Raw genomic sequence first — 17,924 nt, forward strand, 5'->3', positions numbered from 1 at the left:
GGCGGGCCGGCACGGCAGGGGGAGTCAGGAGTCGCGGTTGCGCCGCGCCCGGCGGACCTGGCGCTTGATGTCGCGCAGCTCGTCCCATTCCTTGCGGACCTGGGCTCGGTGCTGCGCCCGCATGACCGCGCGCCGCTGCTGGGACTCCTCGCGATCGAGGTGAATCTGGCGGCGCATCTGCTCGCGCCAGCGAGTCCGCTCCTCCTCCACCCGGCGCAGCCGCTCGACCAGGGCGGCGGCCTCCTCCTCGCTCAGGCCCAGTCGGGTGACGCGCGACTCGCCGCGGCGCAACCCGGGCAGAGGCTTGGGCAGTGAGGGGAGGACGTGGCGGGCCGTGCCGCCCGCGCGCTGCGGGTCGGTTCCGCCGTCGAGCCGGCCGGCAGCAGTCGCGGCCCGGGCGGCACCGTCGTTCGGATCATGCTCCACCGTCGACGGGTACGCGGGCTGGCGGGGCTTGGAGGCCACGCGGATCTCCCCGTCCTCCTCGGTGATCGCTGAGGTGGAGGCGCCCTTGACCTCGCTGCCCACCGAGTCCACCGGGCCCTGGACGATGGCGAGGGCCTCGACGGCCGGGACGTGGTCGGCATCGGCGCCCAGGGCCAGGCCCAGCAGCGGCATGAGGAGGACGCTCACGGCGCCGGCGAGCACGAGCGTGGAGGCGATGGACGGGCTCATGGCGCCCGCGGTCACCGCGACCTGCGTGACGGCCACGATGATCGGAAGGGCGGTCGTGGAGTACGTGGCAATCTGCAGGCACTGGCGCATGGAGTAGGCGCGCAGGCCGTCGCGTCGGCGCTCGAGGCGGGCGGAGAGCCAGACCGGCAGGCCGCGGGTGAGGACCAGGAGCACGAGGAAGGCGCCCAGGTAGGTCATCGAGTCGGTGGTGATCTCCAGCTCGATGGCCATGCCGGAGGTGACGAAGAAGATCGGCACGAAGAAGCCGTAGGCGAGGCCGTCGAGTTTCTCCTCCAGCTCGCGGTTGCCGTCGGGCACGGCGTAGCGCAGGATGAAGCCGGCGGCGAAAGCGCCCAGGACGACGTCGAGGTCGAAGACCTCAGCGAGCGCGCACAGGCCCACCAGGAGCAGCACGGTGACGCGGATGGTGGTCTGCGCGGTCGTGGAGCCACCGAGGTGGATGAGGGCGACGAGGCGCTGCCCGGCGGCCTTGACGCGGTCGGTGAAGCGCACGATGAGCAGGGCGATGGCCAGGAAGAGGGCGAGCACTGCGGCGGATTGCCAGGTGGAGCGGCTTCCGAGCAGGAGGGCCATGAGGATGACGGGGCCGACCTCCCCGACGGCGCCGTGGTTGAGGATCGCGGCGCCCACGGCAGTGGGCAGGAGGCCGCGCTCACGCAGGATCGGCAGGATGGTGCCGATCGCGGTGGAGGTCATGGCGATGGCGATGGCGATGCCGTTGGCGGACAGGGGCCCGCCGGTCACGCCCACCGCGGTGACCGTGGCGAAGGCGAGCGCGAGCGAGCCGAACCAGGCGATGGTGGCATGGCGGCCGCCGCTGCCGCGCAGCTCGTTGACGTCGATCTCGTAGCCCGCCATGAGGAAGAGGAACCCCAGGCCGAGCTCGGAGAGGAACGTGATGGGCTCGCCCTTATCGGCGATCGCCAGAGCGCTCGGGCCGATGAGCAGGCCCCCCAGGATGAGCAGCACGGTCTCGGGGACGATGCGGTGCGGGATGTTGAGGGAGATCAGCGGCGCGAGGAAAGCGACGGCGACGATCCACAGCAGTGAGACAAACGCGTGGGCCATATTCTCCTTCTCCTCCCATCGTCGGCCCTCGGGCGAGAACCGGGTGGGATCCTACCGGCCGGGGCGGCCCAGGAGCGGGACGGCGCCTGGGCGCGACGCGCGTGGTGCGGGTGAGGGCGCGGCGCAGGGGGTCCGGTGGGGCGGCAGCAGGTCGATGCCCCGGGCGCGGGCCCGGGGCACCCGGCCTACGCCTCCCGGGGCGCGTCGGCCTCGGCCTCGACCCTGCGAAGCGCCGCCAGGAGCGCCTCCATCACACCTCGGGCATTCAGGCTGCGCTTCTTGACGCTCAACTTCCTCAGCGCGACGCGGCACACCTCCTCCGACGAGGACCATTCCGGTATTCCTCCACGCACGTCGCGCATGAGCGCATCGAGCTCGCGCGGGTGGATCTCCTCGATCGATCCCACGTGATCCAGGGCGTTGCGCCGGTAACCGGTCGGGAGCCTGTACGCCTCCAGTGAGCGCCATACGAAGCCCTCCCCATCAGGGTAGGCGAAGCTCTCGCCCAGCACCTGGCGGACCTTCTCCTCGCGGCCGGCGGTCGTGCGCGACAGACCGAAGGCCCGGCAGACCGCGACGATGAGGCGATGCCAGCTGATGGGCCCCTCCTGAGCGCAAATCGCCTTGGCGACCTCCTTGACCTGTGACGCGGCCTCCTCGTCCTCAATGGCCGCGTCGAGAATGCTGCGCGGTCTGACCCCCTCCGGCCTCCACTCCTGGTAGTCCCTCGAGGTCGGGCGCTCCGCGATGGGCGCGGGCCGAGCGGCCCCACTCCCGCCGGAGGCGGCCCCCTCCGCCCGGGTCCCGGTGCCGACGAACTCCTGCACCTCGGGATCGTCGGGCGCCTCGGGCGCGGCCGCCGCGCCGTCAAGCGCCGTCATGGCGATTCCCCCGCCCGCCATCTCGGCGAGGCGGGCGAGCTCGCCGTCGGGGTCGGCCACCCACTGAGGGATGCAGACGCGCTCGACCCGCCGCCATCCCATCGTCTTCAGGACGTCGACGGGCAGGAGATCTCGGTCCATCACGCTCTCACGCCGGTTCCAGCCAGGACCATCCAGCATCACCGCCACCGCGGGATCATGCGGACGCCCGGGATGGGAGAGGACCAGGTCGATATCGAAGCTCGAATGGCCGACCCCGGTGGTGGCCCCCACTCCGGCCGCGCGCAGGCGCTCGGCGATCTCCACCCGATACGGGTCCACGGAGTCCTTCGTGCGGGGGAGCGCGCGTGGACGCCGGTCCGTGCGGAGTGTCTCCAGGAGCATCCTCACGTCCTTGACCCCCTGGTGGGTGGAGAACTCGGCGCGCAGGTCCTCGGGATCGAAACTGGACAGGACGATCATCTGGCGCCTGGCGCGAGTCAGGGCGACATTCAGTCGGCGCTCGCCCCCCTCATGGCTCAGGGAGCCGAAGGTGAGGGGCACGCCCACTCCTTTCTTGCTGGAGAAGGTCAGGGACAGCAGGATGACGTCCCGCTCCTCGCCCTGGACGTTGTCCAGGTTGCGCACCAGCAGCCCGTCGCGCTCCTGGAGGGCGCGGCGCACGCGCGCCGATCCGCATTTGCGCAGCTGCTCCTCGATGAGGTCGCGCTGATGCGCGTTGAGGGTGATGACACCGATGGAGGGCGTCGCCTCCGGACTGGCCTCGAATCGGCGCAGCACCTCCTCGACGACCTGCCGGGCCTCCACCGGGTTCGTATGGGGACGGATTCCCCGGCGCCGTCGTCGATCCTCCGCCCCGTAGTACTCGCCATTGACCCTGCGCAGGACGACGCCGTATCCCCCGGGGCCCGCATCGGCGTCGGGACGCAGGGCGAGAGGGCTCGGGAAGGTCAGGAGCCTTCCACCGTAGTAGCGCTTATTGGAGAAGGCGATAAGTGACTCCACCCTGCTACGGTAGTGCCACGTCAGCTCCCGTTCAGGGACCCCAGCGCCCAGGCAGCGCTCGAGGATGGACGCGCCCTGACCTCGACCTGACGCTGTCGCGCCGTTCGGCGGGGGCATCTGCCTGCGGTCGCCGACGACGATCGCCGTCCGCCCCCGCCCCAGCGCGCCAATGGCCCCAGCGGTCGTGATCTGGGATGCCTCATCGATGACGACGAGATCAACGCGCGTGCGATGGGCGGGGAGGAATCGCGCCACGGAGTCCGGGGAGACGAGGATGCAAGGGGTGATCGCCGCCACGAGGTCCCCGTAGCGGTCCATGAGCTCGCGCACGCTGCTCGAGGAGCGACGGCGCCCGAGTTCACGGCGCAGCTCCTCGCCCCGCGCCCCCGCCTCGGCGAGCACTCGGTCACGACGTCCGGCAACCAGGTGCATGAGCTCGGCGGGCAGCAGGGCGCGCAACGCCTCCCGAGCACGGCGGTACTCCTCAAGGGCGGCGGAGTAACTCGCCGCGTCGGGAGCATCCTCGGCGACCCCGCGTCCATCAGGCGCGCCGGCCGCATCGGAGTCCCCGCCGTCGCGTGGGAGGTGGGCGGCGTAGAAGCCGCCGTCCCCAGGGTCCTCGCCGTGCAGGGATGCCCGGTAGGCGCGCAGGTGGAGGCGCAGCTCGGCCATGCGGGACCGCAGGTCATCGGCCTCGCGGCTCCCGGACCCGACGGCACTGGTCTCGAGCGCGCCGCGCAGAGCCTGCCTCACCTGTGTGGGCCGCATCCCGTTGTCGTGGAGGTTGAGGAGGAGGGAGCCCATACCGGCCTCGTCGCGCAGTCGCCGGGCCACCACCTCCAGGGCGGAGGCCTTCTCCGCGACGAACATCACGGACAGGCCCTCGCGTACCGCGCGGAAGATGAGATTGGCGATCGTCTGTGATTTACCGGTTCCGGGCGGGCCCTCGACGACGAGGCTCCTGCCCGTAACAGCATCGGCGATGACGTGGGCCTGACTGGAGTCCGCATCGAGCGGCAGGTTCTCGATCAGCGCGTCGAGATCCTCCATCGACTCCGGGGAATGGGGCGCGGACAGGGGCGCGGTCGCGCGCGCAGTGCCACCGTCCGACTCGTCGGGAACGGGGGCGCGCTCTTCAGCGCTGGCCAGTCGGCGAACCACGGGGCTATGGGCCAGCTGGGGCCAGGATTCCTCCAGGTCCTTCCACATGCGGTAGGTGGAGAAGCGGAAGAGCCCCAGGTGGGCCGTGCGACTGATCCCGGCGTACTGGTGATAGTCGGCGAGCCGCGCTTGAACCGCCTGGAGCGTCGCCTCGACGTCGATTCCCCGACCATCTCGGATCGGCTCGCGCAATTCGGCCAGGTCGATACCCGTGTCGGCGATGAAGCGCTCGATCAGGGAGTAGTTGGGCGTAGAGGTCTCGGCCTCATCGAGGACGATCCCGAACTCCTCCTCGTCCTGCTCGATGCGAACCGGCACCAGGATGAGTGGGGAGCGCAGCATGCGCCCCGCTGATTTCCAGGTGAGGGTTCCCAGCGCCAGGTAGAGATTGTTGGCGCCGGTCTCCTCGATCACTGTGCGCGCCTGGGCGGCCATCGACGCCAGGCGCCGCTGATGCTCCTCACCCTCGAGGGCGGTGGTGACGATCCTGCGCCCGAGCAGTTCCCCCGGAGCCCGCGCACCGGCCTCGGGCGCGCTCCCCGACCCGGTATCGGCGCTGCGCAGCATTACCCGGTCGCGCTGGTTGACGAGGTCCTCGAGGCGCGCGAGCAACTCCTCGGGGACGCGCAGTTCGATGGCCATTCGCGAGTCGCGATTGATGAGGGGGTTGCGACGGGTGACATCGAGCAAGGACCGCTTCCACGCCTCGACCTCGGACATCGCCGGCAGGGGGCCAGAGAGCGGCGGCTCGGCGTCGGGCCCCTCATCGTTGGACGCTGGAGCGTCATCGGCCGCGTCGGAGGGGCTCGCCGAGCCCCCAACGACATGCCCCGCCTCCTCAGCAGTCCCCTCCGGCTCTGGGAAGGGCTCGCCCTCCGCCTCGCGCGGTTCGGCAAGGGCCACCGCGAGGATGACCTGGCGCATGGCGTCGAGGGCGCGCTCACGAGCAGGGCGCCTCAGACGATGCAGAAGCGCCGCGGATGAGCTCATGGCGAGAGCCGGGTCCAGAATCCCGATGTCGCCGCGCCGCGCGAGTTCGACGAATCGATCGGTTGCGGCATCACCGGCCTCCGGGCGATCCGAGTGCCGGGAGTATGCCAGCACCACGCCGTTATCCGTGAGCAGGAGGATCGGCGGGACACGAAGCGCCCGCAGGACCCCGGCGAGGAGGACCGCGGCCTCCAACGGCGAGGCCGAGCGGGTGTCGAGGATGTCACTGGCGGTTCGCACAGAATGCGCGCCTGCCGCCCATCCGCCCGGCGCGCGCTCGATGGCGAGCCCGCGTTGGCGCACGACGGCGATGGCCTTGTCCACCAAGGCGTCAGGCGCGCTCCGCCGGGCCTGCCTCCGAGCCGCATGAGCGATATCCCCCACCACCTCCCGATCCGATTCCTGATCCGGCCGCACCAGCGCCGCCAGGGCCGAGCCCGCCCAGCGCCCCGACCCGATCAGCGTCCAGCGGCGCGGCGGCAGCACCGTGAGTCCGTCGAGAAAGCGCACCTGCGACCGTCCGTCCCCCGCGGTCATCTCGACCCTCACCGCTGCCGGGCCGTCCTGCTCGACATCCCTCAGGGCGGCATCGAGCATCGCGAGATCAGCGGTGGCCGTCATGCGCCCCACAGCGGTATCCCAGTGGAATGTCCATGGCGCGGTGATCTCGGTGGCACCGCCGCGCTCGACGACGCTCACACGGACATCGATCGCGCCGAGTCCCTCCGTCGGGGCGCCCGGTCGGCCGACGGCGGATAGCCGGGCCTCACCCTCCCCCACGGGCAGGTGCTGCACCTGCGCCGCAGTGGGGCTCATGGCCAGCCGTACCCGGAGGCTCATGCCCGCCATGGCGTGGGCACGGCTCAGCACCGGCTCGCAGGAGGCCTCGACCGCGACGGCGTCCAAGGGGCTCCCGGAGGACACCCAATCGCCGTCGATCCTCTCGATGAGCCCATGCACCTCGTGACGTGCCGCGACCGGGGCGTCGATGAGCCGGAGCGCCTCGCTGACGGCGACCAGCGCGGCCAGGCTCCGCTCGGGGTCGAGGCGCTCGCCATGAACGACGTCATTGCGCCATCGGCGGACCTCGTGGAGCTTGGCGCCCAGGCCCATCGGCAGGGGGATGAGGTAGTGCCCGGCGTCGTCGCGCATCGTGAGCACGCGGATCTGCGCCGAGAGATCGGCGAGATCGAGGGGGCCCTGGCGCTCGTGCGCGCCCTCGAGTGCCATGCGCGCCTTCGCGGGCCCGAGGTCTTCGAGCGCACGACGGGTGAACGGTTGCAAATGCAGGGGAAGAAGGTCGAGAAGACCGCGCAGGACGAGCGTTTGGTTATTGGGATTCATCTCGAATGGGGGGATGGGGGATCGGGGCGGGCCGCAGCGCAGCGGTATGGCGAGTGATGATAGCGCTACCTGCGGATTCTTCACGCCGCGGCCCGTAGTCCGACCCGTGCGCCGTTCCTCCGGCTCGCGGACCGGTCTCGCTCCTATTTTCGACCGGTCTCGGTTATAGGGAGGGGCTATGGGGCGAGGGAGGCATCGGCGGGGCCGGCCCGGGCGCGGGCGCGCGCCTGACGGGGCACCCCGAGGATGTTCGCATCCACCGAGGCTCCGACGACGACGTCCCCGCCCTCGACCCGGCAGGAGTCGAGAGTCGCGCCATTGGCGGAGGCGAGGCGCTGCACCGCGGCACAGGGATCACCCGGTGCGACGATCGAGTTCAGGGCGGTCGCCCCGGCCAACGCGGCCATATCGGCGGCGGTCCGCGCCCGGCCGGCCGCACCCTCCGCGCCCATGAGCCCGCTCAGGCCCAGGGTGATCGCGAGGAGCACCCCGATGACGCCGACCATGAGGACCGTCCCCTCACCCCGCTCGCCCGCCAGGCGCCTCCCCCAACGCCCCGACCGGCCCGGCCGAGCCGGCAGCCCCTCCCCGGGCCTCCGCACACTACCGCGCCTCACCGCCCGTCACCGCCCGGCTCGGTGTAGGCGCAGGCCCGCGCCCGCAGCACGAGCCCCGCGCGCCCGAGCGGCCCGGGCGCGCCTCGGCTGATGCTCACGCAGGTGAGATCCCCCTCGGCCCCCACCGCGATGGAGGAGCCGGCGGGGACGACGGCGCTCGCGGCGGCCAGCGGATCTGCGCCGATGGCCGCCTGGCGCGCGCCCACGCGGGCGGCGTCGGTGATGCGCATCTGGGTGGCGCCGGCCGCGAGCGCGGAGAGGGCCAGGAGGAGGACGATGACGACAGCGGGCATGGCGACCGCGAGCTCCGCCGTCGCCATGCCGGACTCGCCCCGGGGCGCGGGCGGCCTGCGGGCGCGCGGGAGCGGCTGCGCGGCGCTCATCCGACCGACAGCGCCGACTCGATGAGGGACTGCAGCATGCCCCTCAGGCTCCCTGAGCGCATGATCGCCAGCAACAACCCGGCGAAGGCGGCCGCCGCGAGAGTGCCGATGGCGTACTCGGCGGTGGCCATGCCGGCCTCCCCCGCCGGGTCCGCCCCGCCGTCGGGGGCGGTATGCGATGCTGCCTCGGCGCGCTCCAGGGCAGCGGCGATGGGCCCGGTCAGCAGGGCGTACTCGGCGCCGGGATGGGCCAGGCCCCAGGCGCGGTGGAGGGTGAGCAGGGCGTTCTTCATGGGGATCTCCTCGGGATCGGGGGCGCTCGGCCCCGCGGGCACCATGCCCGCTCCCCGAGAGTGAGCCCATCGGGGACCCCTCGGGCACGCTCCTCCACAGAATCGGACCGCGCACGGGCACCTCGCCGCCTGTGGTTCCCGGATCCTGCGGCTACGACGACGGCGCTCCCGCCCGCCGGCCCGGTCAGTTGGGCTCCCGGTGCGGAGGCCGGCTCCCCGCCCTCGTCGCCCCGTGTCATCCGCTGGTAGGAGGACGGATCGGCTGATCGACCGAAGCACCCCGCGATGGCGCGCCCCTATCCTGAGGCCGTGCTGATCGTTGAGTCGCTGCTCCTACTGCTCACCGAGGACTCGGGGAGGCCCGAGGGCTGGTCGAGCGACAACGACCTCATGCTGCGCGGGGCCCTCCTGTCCGATCTCATGCTGGCCGGCCGGATCGAGGCCGATACCGCCCGCACCGCGCGCCGCCCACGGATGCGCATCGTCGACACCACGCCCACGGGCCATCCCGTGCTCGACGACGCCCTGGCCGCCCTGTCGGCCAAGAACGGCAGGCGCATCGCCTCCGCCGTCACCTGGGACGACCTGCGCGCCCACGACGCCGCCGGGGCCTCCCTCGTCAAAGCCGGCGTCCTGACCGAGAGCACCGCCACCGCGCTCATTCCCGCCTTCCCCACCCGCGACCCCCGCCCGGAGGCCGAGCTGCGGGAGCGGCTCTACGGCGAGATCGCGGGGACCCGGGCCCCGGACGCCGCCGACAGCGCTCTCCTGGCGCTGCTGCAGTCCACCGGTGCGGCCTGGAGGATCCTGAGGGCTGAGCGCACGGGCCTGCGCCGCTCCGGTCTCGCCCAGCGCATCAAGGAGATCGCGGAGCAGGCCCCGGTCACCGGCGCGATCAAGGAGGCGATCGCCTCGATCAGCAGCGCCGTCGGCGTCATCAGTGCCCGCGCTCGGAGGGCGACCGCCGTCGCGACTTGAGTGATGCGCGTGGAGCGCGGTGAGTACGAACCCTGAGATTCCGCCGAGAGAATGAGGAGACCCCGGCGAATTCGTCATACCGTGTGGGCATGCTGATCTCTGAACAGCTGTTCCCGATCCTGAGCGGGAGCAGCGAAGGCAGCGGGGACTGGGCCCTGCGCAGCATCTACGGGCTGCGCGGCGCAGTGCTCGCCGACCTCCTCCTCGCTGGCAGACTCGACCTCACCCCGGGTCGGGATCCCATGATGCGCGTCATCGACGACACACCGACCAACAACCCCATCCTCGACTATGTCCTTTCCCAACTCCCCACCGGGGAGGGCATTCGGATCTCCTCGGTCATCGGACGCGGGGAGTGCTCCTTGGAGGACATCATCGCCGAGCATGGGGCAGTCGGGCTCCCCGAGCCCGATGACGACGGCGCTCCCGAGGACGCCGACCCCGCCCCGGAGCCGGGGGCCGGGATCGTGGACCGCCTCATCGCGGTTCTCGCCGGGAAGCGACCCGCCACCGCGGCTGATCAGGTGCTGCTGTCGATCCTCAAGGGGCTGGGCCTGGGCAGGGCGGTGCTTCCCAGCGAGCGCACGGGCCTGGGCTGGAGCGGGTTGTACCGGCGGATCAAGGAGATCACCGATACGAACGCCCCGGGCGAGCCCCTGCGCACCATGACGGACACCCTCGCGGCCCTGACGATCATCGTGGCCACGGTCGACGACAACCGCTGAGCATCCGGGGCCGCCGATCCGCCTGTGCGATGGTTCCGGGATGGGAAGCGGCCCATAACCTGCGCCTATACCCGAAGCATGCTGATCGCCGAGAAACTGCTCCTCCTCCTGCTCACGGACTCCGGTTCTCGCGAGTCCCGCGCCAGTTTGATGGCGCCGGTGGCGCTGCGCGCCGCAGTGCTCATCGACCTCGCTCAGGCCGGCCGGATCCGCATCGGCGAGGACAAGAAGAAGACCGTCCGCATCATCGACCACTCCCCCACGGGCCACCCCGTCCTCGACGCCGCGCTCGCCGCCCTGGCCCCGAAGGACGGCAAGCGCATCGGCACGATCGCGCGGTGGGGCGGCCTGCGGGCACTGGAGCTCGCCGCCGACTCGCTGAAGAGCGCCGGGATCCTCGGTGAGACCAAGGGCGGGATCTTCAACTGGTTCACCCGCTACCCCGCGCTCAACCCCGCCCCGGAGGCCGCGCTGCGCGCCCATCTCGAGGCCGTCATCAGGGGCGAGGCCCCGGCCTAGGAGGCCGATGGCGTGCTCCTCGGCATCCTGGAGGCGATGAACGCGACGCGCATCGCCCTGCCCAAGGAGCGCATCGGGCTGAGCACGCGCGAGGTGAAGCGCCGGATCAGGAGGATCATCTCGGAGGCCGACCCCGCCAGCACCGCTGTCAGGGCCGCCGCCAACGCGGTGAGCGCCGCGGTGATCGCGGCCATCGGCGCATCCTCCGCCGTCGGAGCCGCCGCCGGGTAGGCCGCTTCCCCTCCATCGTTCCCACTCCGGGGACGGATGGACGGGCCAGAATGGGGGCATGCTCATGCCGTACTCCCCCACCGCCGAGCCGCTCACCCGCTTGGCCGACGGGACCATCAAGCAGATCAGCCCCTTCACCGGCACGGAGGTGTGGACCGTGCCCGGGCGCGGGAATCGGCCCATCGCCCATCCCGTCGCCGGGCGCCACCCGCTGGCGCCCGGGGAGCGCGAGCGGGCCTGCGCGTTCTGCTCGGGCCGCTACTTCGAGACCCCGCCGGAGAAGTCGCGCGTCGTCGTCGGAGCGGGCGGGGGCTTCGAGCGGATCGATGGCGTCCCCGCCTCCGAGCTGGCCGCGACGACGGCGGAGTTCCGACGCATCCCCAACCTCTTCGAGATCGTCTCCTTCGACTATTGGCGCGCCAACCACGGCTTCGAGATCCCCGACGCCGCCCGCGAGCGCATGGAGGCCTATCTCGCCGATCCGGCCGGCGCCGAGCACGCGGCATCCATCGCCCGGGCCAAGCTGCGCGCCTCCGGGACCGACCCTGCGATGTGGGAGACCTGGGGGGCCGCGGAGCGGCGCGCCTACCTGGCCTCGTTCTTCGCCAGCGGGCACGACGTCATCGTGAGCCGGCGCCACTTCACCGACGACGCGATCGACTCGGCCGGCCTGGCGGGCTCGGGAACGCTCAGCGCGACTGAGCACCGCGCCTACATCCGCCTGGCCGTGTCCGCGATGCACGACCTCTACGAGGCGAACCGGTGGGTGCGCTATGTGGCGGTCTTCCAGAACTGGCTGCGGCCTGCCGGCGCGTCCTTCGACCATCTGCATAAGCAGCTCGTGGCGATCGACGAGCGCGGGGTCTCCGCCCAGCTGGAGCTGGAGAAGGTGCGGGCCAACCCGAACCTGTACAACGAGATGGCGGTGGATTACGCCGCCTACCAGGGACTGCTCGTGGCGTCGAATGAGCACGCGGTGGCCTTCGCGGGATTCGGGCACCGCTACCCCACGCTGGAGGTGTATTCGACATCGGCGATCTGCGAGCCGTGGCGGATGAGCCGGGAGGAGGTCGATGCCGTCGCCGATCTCCTGCACGCCCTGCACGCCGCCACGGGTGCCGACGTGCCGAGCAATGAGGAGTGGCACCACAAGCCGATCGACGTCGATCAGCCCATGCCGTGGCATGTGACGCTGAAGTGGAGGGTCTCCACGCTGGCGGGCTTCGAGGGCGGCACGAAGATCTACCTCAACACGATCGACCCGTGGAACCTGCGCGAGCGCGTGGTGGCGCGGCTGGAGGATCTGCGGGCGGACCGCCTCATCGCACCCATGTCGGTGGGCGAGGAGTGCCCGACCACCCCCAACCGCCTCCTCTACAACCCCGTCCTGAGCAGATGAGCGTGCGGTCCTTTTCCCGGAGGGAATCGGACGGCGCGCTTTCCGCGCGATGGAGCCCCCCAGTGCGCCGTCCCGCGGTCGCACCAGTGCGTGAGGATCCGCCCGATGAGCGCTGCTGCCGGAGAGTTGTCGTCCCTCGCCTCACAGCCCCAGGGCGCCGCGCTCGTCGGAGCTGACCCAGCCGGGGCGCTGCTCCAGGGCGCGGAACCAGCGCGACAGGGCCGGCCAGAAGCTGATCTGGGGCGCCTCGCCGCCCGGGTAGGACTGGCGGCCGCCGTACTCGTAGGCCTGGACGGTGGTGAACAGGCGGATGTCGGAGCCGGTGGGCTCGGTGCCGCACAGGAACTGGCCGATGGACACGAGCGAGGACAGCGGTGGTAGATCCACCAGTGTCATGCCGCCCTCGCGAGAGGGGTGCATGCGGGTGGCGCGCGCGAGCATCGTGTCGACGACGTCGAAGGCCACGAGCACGCCCTGCGCGGCCACGGCCGCCTCAGCCTCGTCCTCGCAGTGGGTGGCGACGGCGTGGCCGCGGTTGATGTGCTCACCGATCCACTCGTCCCAGGCATCAGTGGAGTTGCGGCGGTTCAAGGGGTAGAGGTCCGGGGCCCCCTCGCGGTGCAGGTCCCACCAGGCTGTGGCGAGGTCGAACAGAAGCGTGCCGGAGTCGTCGGACACGACCTGCCCGGTGGTGGTGTCCACGAGGGCCGGGACGGTGGGGGGCGGGGCGTAGCCGGGGGTGGTGGCGTAGACCTCGGCCAGGGAGCGGGCGCCCAGGACGGCATCGGTACCGGGCTCGCCATCGGGGCCGGTGAACTCCCAGAAACCATCCTCCCCCCGGTCGTAGCACATGGACAGCGCGATGGCCTGGGTCAGGCCCAGCACGCGCCGGGCGATGAGGACCCTGCGCGACCAGGGGCATGATGGCGAGGCGACGAGCCGGTAGCGGCCCGCCTCGACGGGCAGATCGTCGGCGGAGAAGCGGTGCGAGGTGGCGATGGCCATGAGAACTCCCTGTGCTCGGTGCGCGGCGGAGGGCGACGTCACCCCCACAGGGACATGGTCCCCCAGTTCGCGAGCCCTGTCATGCGGTCCGCGCAGTGTTTGCGGCGCTCATCGGTGGCCCTGCCCACGATCCCCCGCCGGACGACAACCGCGTCGCCCACTAGGCCAGGGCCGGGGCCACCTCGTCGACGAAGGCCAGCGCATCGCTGCCCTCCCATGCCGGATCGGCCAGGAGCTCGCGGACGCGCTCGCAGGCGCGGCGCGCCTGATCACGCTCATCGAGCTCCATGAGCGCGCGGATCATGCGGGTCAGCGACTCCGCTGCGGCCTGGCGGTCGTCCTTGGCCATGAATCCCTCGACAGCGGCCTCGCAGTACGGGACGACCTCCGAGTCATGGCCGACGCGCCCCAGGATGAACGCATAGGCGTCGTGCCAGGCGCCGCGCTCCCAGGCCCGGTCCTTCCCGGAGAAGGACTCCACGAGCAGCTCGCGCGACTCCTCCATGAGGATGCGCGCCTCGTCAAGATGCTCGGCGGCCTCGTCCCGGCCGGGCGCGTCAACGATGGCGCGGGCGGCCTCGCGAAGGGAGCGAGAGCGGTGGCGCTTGCCGCCCTCAGTGCCTGTGCCATGGAGGTCTGCGATCTGGCGGTGCAGGTCGGCGGTGGTGGCGTTGTCGCCGAGGTCGGCGGCGGCCGTTACCGCGGTGGTCAGCTGTTCGATGGCCCTGTCCACGTGGCCGTCGCGCACAAGGATCCGGGCAGCGGCGGTGGCGTTGTCGACGGCGCCCCGGCTCTCCCCCATGTCGGACTGCGCGGAGGCGAGCAGGCCCCGGACGTAGAGCTCGACGCCGGGGGCGTCGATGGCGCCCAGTTCGGACAGGGCTGCGGAGAAGGCCTCGACGGCCTCGGCGGGACGGCCGTCCTGCGCCAGGGCGCGGCCCAGTGAGACCGTGGCCAGTGGGCCGCTCACGGGGGCCTTGAGAGCGGTGAGCGCGTCGGCCGCCTCGCGCCGCTGCTCCAGCGAGACGCTGGTGGCGTGATCGGCGGCGGTGGTCTCGGCGAGGAGAGTGCGGGCGGTCACGGCGGCGAGCACGGGAGTGCGATCGTGACGGCGCAGGACGCCGTCAGCCAGGTCGCTGGCGCGATGCGGGAAGCCGGCCTCGTTGAGGCGCCGGGCCCGCAGGAGGTCGAGGTCGTCGGCGGGATGGTCGCCGTGGAACCCCTCGGGGACGGCGTCGAGGATCCACTCGAAGAGCGCGATGGCGGCATCGGCGCCATCGGGGTCGGACAGCGCCGAGAGGACCTGGGCGAGATCGGCGGCGGTGTTGCCCATCTGGACGAGGCGGCGGTACTCGGTGCCCTGGACGGCGCTGTCGCGCTTGCCGGCGCGCTCCAGCGCGCCGAGGCGCTCCAGGGAGTCCTGGACGAGCCCCCACAGGGCCTCCAGGTAGTGATGGGCGCGTTCGGACAGGGCGGCGGCGCGGACGGCGTCGAGGCCCTCGCCCTCGGGGACGTCCGCGGCGTCGGCCGCGAACTCGTCGCGCAGGCTGAGGATGTCCAGGCGCAGGAAGCCGAGCTCGCCGTCGCGCGCCCCGATGGAGGAGCGCATGCGGTGGCGCTCACGGATGGCGCCCTGGTGGTCGCGCAGGAGGCGCTTGGCGTCGGCGCGCAGGAAGGCGGTCTCGATCTGCAAGTTGGCGGGGCCCGGCCAGTCCGCCTCGAGGATCCCGCCGGCGGCCACGCGGTCGACGACGACGAATCCATCCAGGTCCGCGCCGAGCCTGGCCAGCGAACGCGAGTAGCGCAGGACGGCATCCTTGGGGCCGTAGACGGGCATGACGGGCTTGATCTCGAGCTCGGGGTAGGGGCCCTCGAGGTCGGGGGCCAAGGTGTCCTCCATGATCGGCTCGGGCTTGCAGCGGCTCCCCACACCGGAGGGGGTGGCGGGCACGAGCTGCTCGGGCAGGACGGTCGGGGCCACGGCAGCGCCGGGGGCGCTCTGGGCGCTGACGGCCTCCGGGGAGCCGGGAACGCTCGGCGCGTGGGGCGCGCTGCCGGCACTGCCCGCGTCGGAGCCGGGCTCCGCGATCGGCGCGGGCAGCGGGGCATGCGCCGGGGACGCTGGGGAGGCGGGCGCCAGGATCGGGCCAGTCACCAGCGTATCTGCGGGCGGCGCGGACTGGGTCGCGGGCGCGCAGACGCTCCTCGGAACTGACGGAGTCCCGGCGCTACTGGCGGCCAGGGGATCGGAGCTCGTGGCATCCGGCGGGGTGGTCGGGGTCCTCAAATCGGCGAAATCGGCGACATCGGCCAGGATGGCGGGAGCGGTCAGGGCCGGGGCGGGCGCCGGGGAGACCAGTGGTGGCGGGGGCGGGACGGGGCCCGGCGGCGGCGCGGGGGCCTCGCCCGCCGGGGCGGCCTGAGTGTACTGGGCCAAGCGGGCAGCCTGGGCGGCCTCGGCCGCCCGCGCCACCCTGACCCAATTGGGGACGGTGCCCCTCTTCGAGGAGGCCGGGGACGGCGATGCCACGTACCCGTATGCGACGGGCGAGGCGGCTGGTCGGGACGGAGCGCCGGCACGATCGGCGGCCCCCTCGACGGGGGTGATCTCCTCGGCGGAGAACTCATTGGCGACCCGCTGCACGATCGAGCGGCGGACCGGACCGCTGAAGGCCTGGGCGGCGATGCCGTCCGGGCGCGCCACCTCAGGGGAGGGGGCCGCGGGGCCGGCGGGAGCAGCCGGGCTCGCCGAAACGGTCACTGGCTGGTGCGGCGCCGTCGGAACATCCTCGACCAATTCGTGAGCGGTCGTGGAGGGAGGGCGCTCATCGCCGCTGCTGGGCGCGGTCGGCACGGAGTCGGGCATAAGGACGCCGCCGCGGCCGCCCGGTCCGAGCGCGGGGACGCGGGCGTGGCCTCTGGCGGGGGTGGCGGGAGTCATGTCCGTCGGCCCGGCGATGCTCTCCTGGCCCGGCTGGGGCGGTGGCGCCGTCCGGGCCATCTGCGCTGAGACGGCCGACGGCGCGGACGAGGGCGCCGCCTGGGCGGAGGCAGCGGAGAGCGTGCCGACGGCGCCCTCGGAACCGGCGGCGCCCGCCTTTCCGGCCGAGCCCGTGATGCCCCCGGTCTCCTTCGCGCCGATGCTCGCCTGCCCACCGGCCGGGGTGGCGGGGGACATCGCGGCGGCCCGCGCTTCCCCCTTGAGGGAGGCCGCGTCAATGCCGACCTCGCCGGACTGGCTGCCGAAGGTGGCGGCCCAGGCGTCATTCTCACGACGGCTGCGCTGGTCGTCGGGGTCGAGCAGGCCGGCGAGGCGCGAGACGTGGGCGCTGTGGGGCGGATTCTCGTCGAGGGGCTCCGTGCCGGGATGCTCGGAGTCGGCCGAGGGCAGGACGATCCCGCCGTCGCCGATGACGGGACGGGCCAGGTCGCGATCGAGCTGTTCGGAGATGGTGCGGTTGCCGTTGCGGCGGTCGTAGAGGCCGGCCAGGCGGCGGGCCCAGGCCTCCATGTCGACGCGCGCCTGGGCGATGCGCACGACCGCCGGGATGCCCGGATCGGGGCACCAGGTGGCCTGGACGGGAGCGTCGGCGCCGAGGATCTCGTTGCCCCATCCCGCGGCCTCGGCCTCGCGCAGCACGAGGGCCGCTCCGCGCAGGGCCGTCAGGAGGACCTCGCCGGACTCCGCCGTCGGGAGCCAGCCGAGGTGGCGGCGCAGGAGGGTGAGCGCGCGGTCGGGCTTGCCGGACAGGGCGAGGTACTGCCAGTGCAGGGCTATCGAGCGCAGGCTGCCCGGGCTGGACTCCTGGGCCCGGTAGGCGTGCAGGTGGGCGTTCCAGGCCGCTGCCGGGCGGCCCGAGGCCAGGAGGGCGAGGAGGGAGGCGGCGCGGACGGTCTCGCGCATCGGCCCCACGCCCACGTCGCCGCTGAGGATCGGGGCGGCGGTGGACACCGCGAGGTCCCACTCCTCGTTGCGAGTGGCCCAATCGATCTCGAGGAGGGGCTGGTAGATGTCGCGGGCCGGGTCCTCCTCGGGCTCGGCGCGCCGCCACTGCGCGAGGGCCTTGGCGGCCTCATCCTCGCGGCCCAGGAGGGAGGCGACCTTGGAGCGCTGCCCGTAGATGCCCCGCATCGCACCGCCCTGGGAGGAGTGGAAGGCCTCGACCTTGCGCGTGAGGAACCGCAGCTGCTCCACCGAGACCGCGGGATTGCTCGCGGCGACCGCCACCGCCCACGTGCAGTCCCAGGTCAGAGTGCGCAACGCCTCGGAGCTGAACAGCTCGGGCCGCTGGGAGAACCGGGCGAGGCTCCAGTTGAGCGGGTCCAGCGCCCGCCACTGCTCGTTGCCCAGGAAGTACTCGCGGGTGAGGGCGACCCGGGAGGAGACCTGGAGGACCTCGGCGCCAAGGGCATCCGCCCAGGTGACGGCCTCGGCCGTCAGCGCTGACACGGCCGGCGTGTGCTCCAGGCCGGCCGTATGTGCGAGCCTGGCGGTGATGTCCTCGCGGGTTGTCATGATGGTCCTTCCGATGGCGGTCAGGGCGGCTCAGGAAGCCGACGGGAGGTCATGGCGGGAGGGGATCCGGCCCCGTTATCCCGGCACCGGGGGCGGCGCGGGATGCGCCCGGG

General features: G+C 72.4%; 12 protein-coding genes. 5 read left to right on the forward strand and 7 right to left on the reverse strand.

What is annotated here, in order from left to right; genetic code table 11:
- Window positions 1-24: 24 nt before the first annotated feature.
- From B1H50_RS06190 to B1H50_RS06215, 5 genes are all read right to left on the reverse strand, one after another.
- Window positions 25-1,764, reverse strand: a complete 1,740-nt coding sequence (locus B1H50_RS06190) for a cation:proton antiporter (protein WP_080462902.1) — start codon at window positions 1,762-1,764, stop codon at window positions 25-27.
- Window positions 1,765-1,949: 185 nt separating this feature from the next.
- Window positions 1,950-7,145 (reverse strand): DUF3320 domain-containing protein, encoded by a 5,196-nt coding sequence (locus B1H50_RS06195; protein WP_229657813.1) that lies wholly within the window; start codon window positions 7,143-7,145, stop codon window positions 1,950-1,952.
- 176 nt (window positions 7,146-7,321) lie between these two features.
- A complete protein-coding gene (locus B1H50_RS06205; RefSeq protein ID WP_332881108.1) occupies window positions 7,322-7,726 on the reverse strand; it encodes an Rv3654c family TadE-like protein in 405 nt (134 codons plus the stop codon).
- A 32-nt stretch (window positions 7,727-7,758) separates the two neighbouring features.
- Complete coding sequence (locus B1H50_RS06210; protein WP_233129475.1) at window positions 7,759-8,082, reverse strand: TadE family type IV pilus minor pilin; 324 nt, start codon at window positions 8,080-8,082, stop codon at window positions 7,759-7,761.
- 59 nt (window positions 8,083-8,141) lie between these two features.
- Window positions 8,142-8,438 carry a DUF4244 domain-containing protein gene (locus tag B1H50_RS06215; protein WP_080462934.1) on the reverse strand — a complete coding sequence of 99 codons (297 nt, stop codon included), beginning with the start codon at window positions 8,436-8,438 and terminating at the stop codon, window positions 8,142-8,144.
- Window positions 8,439-8,747: 309 nt separating this feature from the next.
- On the opposite strand from B1H50_RS06215, the gene B1H50_RS06220 reads away from it, so the two are divergent.
- The 5 genes from B1H50_RS06220 (at window position 8,748) to B1H50_RS06240 (ending at window position 12,290) form a co-directional block, all read left to right on the forward strand.
- A complete protein-coding gene (locus tag B1H50_RS06220) occupies window positions 8,748-9,416 on the forward strand; it encodes a GOLPH3/VPS74 family protein (RefSeq protein ID WP_158082834.1) in 669 nt (222 codons plus the stop codon).
- Window positions 9,417-9,505: 89 nt separating this feature from the next.
- A complete protein-coding gene (locus tag B1H50_RS06225) occupies window positions 9,506-10,141 on the forward strand; it encodes a GOLPH3/VPS74 family protein (RefSeq protein ID WP_080462907.1) in 636 nt (211 codons plus the stop codon).
- A gap of 78 nt (window positions 10,142-10,219) precedes the next feature.
- A complete protein-coding gene (locus B1H50_RS06230; RefSeq protein ID WP_080462908.1) occupies window positions 10,220-10,660 on the forward strand; it encodes a GOLPH3/VPS74 family protein in 441 nt (146 codons plus the stop codon).
- A 12-nt stretch (window positions 10,661-10,672) separates the two neighbouring features.
- A complete protein-coding gene (locus B1H50_RS06235) occupies window positions 10,673-10,891 on the forward strand; it encodes a hypothetical protein (RefSeq protein ID WP_080462909.1) in 219 nt (72 codons plus the stop codon).
- Between the two features lie 58 nt (window positions 10,892-10,949).
- Window positions 10,950-12,290, forward strand: a complete 1,341-nt coding sequence (locus B1H50_RS06240; protein ID WP_080462910.1) for a DUF4921 family protein — start codon at window positions 10,950-10,952, stop codon at window positions 12,288-12,290.
- 141 nt (window positions 12,291-12,431) lie between these two features.
- Here B1H50_RS06240 and B1H50_RS06245 read toward each other — a convergent pair whose 3' ends face one another.
- Window positions 12,432-13,295 carry a glutathione S-transferase family protein gene (locus tag B1H50_RS06245; protein WP_080462911.1) on the reverse strand — a complete coding sequence of 288 codons (864 nt, stop codon included), beginning with the start codon at window positions 13,293-13,295 and terminating at the stop codon, window positions 12,432-12,434.
- Between the two features lie 160 nt (window positions 13,296-13,455).
- A complete protein-coding gene (locus B1H50_RS06250; RefSeq protein ID WP_080462912.1) occupies window positions 13,456-17,811 on the reverse strand; it encodes a hypothetical protein in 4,356 nt (1,451 codons plus the stop codon).
- Window positions 17,812-17,924: the final 113 nt, after the last annotated feature.

It is taken from the genome of Actinomyces gaoshouyii, assembly GCF_002072175.1.
Classification (GTDB): domain Bacteria; phylum Actinomycetota; class Actinomycetes; order Actinomycetales; family Actinomycetaceae; genus Actinomyces; species Actinomyces gaoshouyii.

What these genes read in the sequence shown, in the direction of transcription:
- B1H50_RS06190 (WP_080462902.1), bottom strand. Translation starts at nt 1,764, where the DNA reads ATGGCCCACGCGTTTGTCTCACTGCTGTGGATCGTCGCCGTCGCTTTC.
- B1H50_RS06195 (WP_229657813.1), bottom strand. Translation starts at nt 7,145, where the DNA reads ATGAATCCCAATAACCAAACGCTCGTCCTGCGCGGTCTTCTCGACCTT.
- B1H50_RS06210 (WP_233129475.1), bottom strand. Translation starts at nt 8,082, where the DNA reads ATGGCGACGGCGGAGCTCGCGGTCGCCATGCCCGCTGTCGTCATCGTC.
- B1H50_RS06215 (WP_080462934.1), bottom strand. Translation starts at nt 8,438, where the DNA reads ATGAAGAACGCCCTGCTCACCCTCCACCGCGCCTGGGGCCTGGCCCAT.
- B1H50_RS06225 (WP_080462907.1), top strand. Translation starts at nt 9,506, where the DNA reads ATGCTGATCTCTGAACAGCTGTTCCCGATCCTGAGCGGGAGCAGCGAA.
- B1H50_RS06230 (WP_080462908.1), top strand. Translation starts at nt 10,220, where the DNA reads ATGCTGATCGCCGAGAAACTGCTCCTCCTCCTGCTCACGGACTCCGGT.
- B1H50_RS06240 (WP_080462910.1), top strand. Translation starts at nt 10,950, where the DNA reads ATGCTCATGCCGTACTCCCCCACCGCCGAGCCGCTCACCCGCTTGGCC.
- B1H50_RS06245 (WP_080462911.1), bottom strand. Translation starts at nt 13,295, where the DNA reads ATGGCCATCGCCACCTCGCACCGCTTCTCCGCCGACGATCTGCCCGTC.
- B1H50_RS06250 (WP_080462912.1), bottom strand. Translation starts at nt 17,811, where the DNA reads ATGACAACCCGCGAGGACATCACCGCCAGGCTCGCACATACGGCCGGC.